This window comes from Actinotalea ferrariae (genome assembly GCF_019733465.1).
Classification (GTDB): Bacteria; Actinomycetota; Actinomycetes; order Actinomycetales; family Cellulomonadaceae; genus Actinotalea; species Actinotalea ferrariae_A.
In genome coordinates this window covers 1-3,945 of the sequence record NZ_JACVQL010000262.1, presented here as the reverse complement: position 1 = coordinate 3,945, position 3,945 = coordinate 1, and the positions used below count along the sequence as shown (strand labels likewise).

At 73.8% G+C, this 3,945-nt stretch carries 4 protein-coding genes; all 4 read left to right on the top strand.

Going from position 1 to position 3,945, the window contains the following annotated elements:
- Window positions 1-1,081 (top strand): signal recognition particle-docking protein FtsY (gene ftsY / locus ICW40_RS17385; RefSeq protein ID WP_221655264.1); only part of this gene is annotated, 1,081 nt, incomplete at its 5' end.
- Window positions 1,082-1,234: 153 nt separating this feature from the next.
- Window positions 1,235-2,596 (top strand): ammonium transporter, encoded by a 1,362-nt coding sequence (locus tag ICW40_RS17380; protein WP_221655263.1) that lies wholly within the window; start codon window positions 1,235-1,237, stop codon window positions 2,594-2,596.
- Window positions 2,593-2,931, top strand: coding sequence for a P-II family nitrogen regulator (locus tag ICW40_RS17375; protein ID WP_221655262.1), 339 nt, complete (start codon window positions 2,593-2,595; stop codon window positions 2,929-2,931). Before ICW40_RS17380 ends, ICW40_RS17375 begins: the two co-directional genes overlap by 4 nt.
- 4 nt (window positions 2,932-2,935) lie before the next feature.
- Window positions 2,936-3,945, top strand: a 1,010-nt coding sequence (locus ICW40_RS17370; protein WP_221655261.1) for a nucleotidyltransferase domain-containing protein, incomplete at its 3' end; no start/stop codon positions are given.

The following is a 3,945-nucleotide window of genomic DNA, read 5'->3' as shown; positions in this document are numbered from 1 at the left end:
GGCCGCGACCCGCCCGGGCGCCGGGACGGACGTCCCTGGCGCCGGGACCGACGTCCTCGACCGTCCGCGGGCCGCCGAGGCGCCCGACGTCACGGAGCTCCCCGAGGCGTTCGAGGAGCCTGCGCTCGAGCGCCCGGAACCGGTCGCGGGGCGGCTCGTCCGCCTGCGCGAGCGGCTCGCGCGCTCGGGCTCGCCGCTCGGGAGCCGGCTGCTCGCCGTGCTGTCGCGCGACCACCTCACCGAGGACGACTGGGACGAGATCGAGGAGACCCTCCTCCTGGCCGACGTCGGCGCCGGCCCCACGGGCGAGCTCGTCGACACGCTGCGCGAGCGCGTGCGCGTGCTCGGCGTCCGCGAGCCGGAGGCCGTGCGCGCGCTCCTGCGCGAGCAGCTGCTCGCGCTCGTCGACCCCTCGCTCGACCGCACGCTCGACCTGTCGCCCGCCGCGACGACCGACGGCGACGGCACCCACCCGGCGGTCGTGCTCGTCGTCGGCGTCAACGGGACGGGGAAGACGACGACGGTCGGCAAGCTCGCGCGCGTCCTCGTCGCCGAGGGCCGCAGCGTCGTGCTCGGCGCGGCGGACACCTTCCGTGCCGCGGCCGCCGATCAGCTGCAGACGTGGGGTGCGCGCGTGGGCGTGCCGACCGTGCGCTCGGACCGCGACGGTGCCGACCCGGCGGCCGTCGCCTTCGACTCGGTGCGGCGCGGCGTCGCGGACGGTGTCGACGTCGTCCTCGTGGACACCGCCGGCCGCCTGCAGAACAAGGCCGGGCTCATGGACGAGCTCGGCAAGATCACGCGCGTCCTCTCCCGCAACGCACCGATCCGCGAGGTCCTGCTCGTGCTCGACGCCACGACGGGGCAGAACGGGCTCAACCAGGCGCGCGTCTTCGCCGAGGTCGCAGGCGTGACGGGCATCGTCCTGACCAAGCTCGACGGGACCGCCAAGGGCGGCATCGTGGTCGCGGTGCAGCGCGAGCTCGGGGTCCCGGTCAAGCTGGTCGGGCTCGGCGAGGGCCCCGACGACCTCGCGCCGTTCGAGCCGGAGGCCTTTGTCGACGGCCTGCTCCAGGGATGACCGCCGGCACGCTGTGAGGTTGCGGAAACACGACGTTCACGTCGTCGTCGGTCTTGTCACCGTGCCGTAACGCGGCGCGCGCGGCGCAGAAACAGCGCTCCTCCAGCCTGGTCCCGGACCAGCCGCCCGGCTGGCGAGGGAGAGGCGATCTGCATGGAAGAGTTCGTGCTGGACACGGGCAACACTGCCTGGATCATCACAGCGTCCGCGCTCGTGCTGCTCATGACGCCGGGCCTGGCGTTCTTCTACGGCGGCATGGTGCGCGGCAAGTCCGTCCTGAACATGATGATGATGAGCTTCGGTGCGCTCGGTCTCGTGAGCGTCATCTGGGTGCTCTACGGGTACTCGGCCACCTTCGGCACCGACATCGGCGGCATCATCGGCAACCCGACCGAGTACTTCGGTCTCAACTCGATCACCGACGAGCAGAGCCTCATGGCCGGCTCCGGTGTCCCGGCCCTCGTCGCCGCCGGCTTCCAGGCGACGTTCGCGATCATCACCGTCGCGCTCATCTCGGGAGCGGTCGCCGACCGCATGAAGTTCGGCTCGTGGATGGTCTTCGCGGGCCTGTGGGTCACGCTCGTCTACATCCCCATGGCGCACATGGTGTGGGGCGGCGGCCTGCTCGGAGGCGACGGCATCACCGCGGGCCTGTCGGTCCCGATCGACTTCGCGGGCGGCACGGTCGTCCACATCAACGCCGGCGTCGCGGGCCTCGTCCTCGCGGTCGTGCTCGGCAAGCGCAAGGGCTTCGGCAAGGAGCCGATGCGGCCGCACAACCTGCCGTTCGTCATGCTCGGTGCGGCGCTCCTGTGGTTCGGCTGGTTCGGCTTCAACGCGGGCTCGGAGTTCGCGGCCGACGGCACCGCCGGCCGCGCGTGGGTCAACACGCTCGTCGCCACGGGCCTCGCGATGCTCGCCTGGCTCGTCACGGAGAAGGTGCGCGACGGTCACGCGACGTCGCTCGGCGCCGCCTCGGGCGTCGTCGCGGGTCTCGTCGCCATCACGCCCGCCGCGGCGGCGGTCGACACCTTCGGCGCCCTGGCGATCGGCGCGGTCGCGGGTGTGCTCTGCGCCCTCGCCGTGGGTCTGAAGTACCGCTTCGGCTACGACGACTCGCTCGACGTCGTCGGCGTCCACCTGGTCGGTGGCCTCGTCGGCACGGTGCTCATCGGCCTCTTCGCGAACGTCGGCGAGGGCGTCAACGGCACCTGGTACCCCGACGGTGCGCTCAACGGCCTCCTCTACGGCGGCGGCATCACCCAGCTGCTGACGCAGATCATCGTCGCGGTCGCTGCGATGGCGTTCAGCGCGGTGGTCACGGCGGCCATCGCCCTGGCGCTCAAGGCCACGATCGGTCTGCGCGTCCCCGACGAGCAGGAGCTCGGCGGCGTGGACCTCGCGGTGCACGGCGAGTCGGCGTACGAGACCCTCGGCGGTGCGCGCATCGGCTCGGGCGACAGCAGCTACACGGCGGCGAGCGCGGCTCGCCCCCAGACGGAGGTGAAGGCATGAAGCTCGTCACGGGTGTCATCCAGCCGCACCGGCTCGACGACGTGAAGTCGGCCCTCGAGGCGGCCGGGATCCGCGGGATGACGGTGAGCGAGGCGAGCGGCTACGGCCGGCAGCGCGGCCACACCGAGGTCTACCGCGGCGCGGAGTACACGGTGGACCTGATCCCCAAGGTCCGGGTCGAGATCCTCGTCGCCGACGAGGACGCGACCGCCGTGACGAACGCGATCATCATGGCCGCCCAGACCGGCAAGATCGGTGACGGCAAGGTGTGGACGGTGCCGGTCGACGACGTGGCACGTGTGCGCACCGGCGAGCACGGCGTGGACGCGCTGTAGCCCGATGACCGAACGACCGCCCGTCGAACCGGACGCGGTCGGACGCCCTTCCCTCGAGGTCCCGCACCCCCCGGCGGACCCGGCTCCCCAGGCCGCGTCCGTGGGGGTGCGGGACCTCAAGGCCGATCGGCTCCGGCTCGCCGCCCGCATGACCGGTCCCGGCGCGGACGGGGCCGTCCGTCGCGGCGCCGTCACGCAGCTCGCCGTGGCACGCCTGGCCGAGCTGTGGGACTCGGTGATCGACGGCACGTCGCCCTCCGGGATCGCGCTCGGGGCGGTCGGCAGCCTCGGCCGCGGCGACGCGAGCCCGGCGAGCGACCTCGACCTGCTCCTCGTGCACGACGGCCGCAGCCACCGCCCGGCCGAGGTGGCCGCTCTCGCCGAGCGGCTCTGGTACCCCGTCTGGGACGCCGGGCTCGACCTGGACCACTCGGTGCGCTCGCTCGCCCAGTGCCGCCAGGTCGCCTCGTCGGACCTGCCGGCCGCCGTGGGCCTGCTCGATCTGCGGCACGTCGCGGGGGACCGCACCGTCGTCCAGCGAGCGCGCACCGCGCTGCTCGAGGACTGGCGCTCGGCCGCGCGACGGCGCCTGCCGGAGCTCCTCACGACGACCCGCACCCGGGCCGAGCGGTCGGGTGAGCTCGCCTACCTGGTGGAGCCCGACCTCAAGGAGGCGCGCGGCGGCATCAGGGACGCCGTGGTGGTGTTCGCGCTCGCCGCCACCTGGCTCACGGACCGCCCCCACGGCGCGGTCGACGACGCCTACGCCCACCTGCTCGACGTCCGGGACGCGCTGCACCTGACGACGCGCCGCCCCACCAACCGCCTGCTGCGCGCCGACCAGGAGGAGGTCGCCGCGCTGCTCGGCGTCGGTGACGCCGACGACCTCCTCGCGGGGCTCGCCGAGGCGGGCCGGACCGTGTCCCACGCGCTCGACACGACCGTGCGGCACGCCCGCCAGGCGCTCGCCCGCCCGTCGCTGCGCCGCCCCGTCGTCGTGCGCGGCCGGCGCAC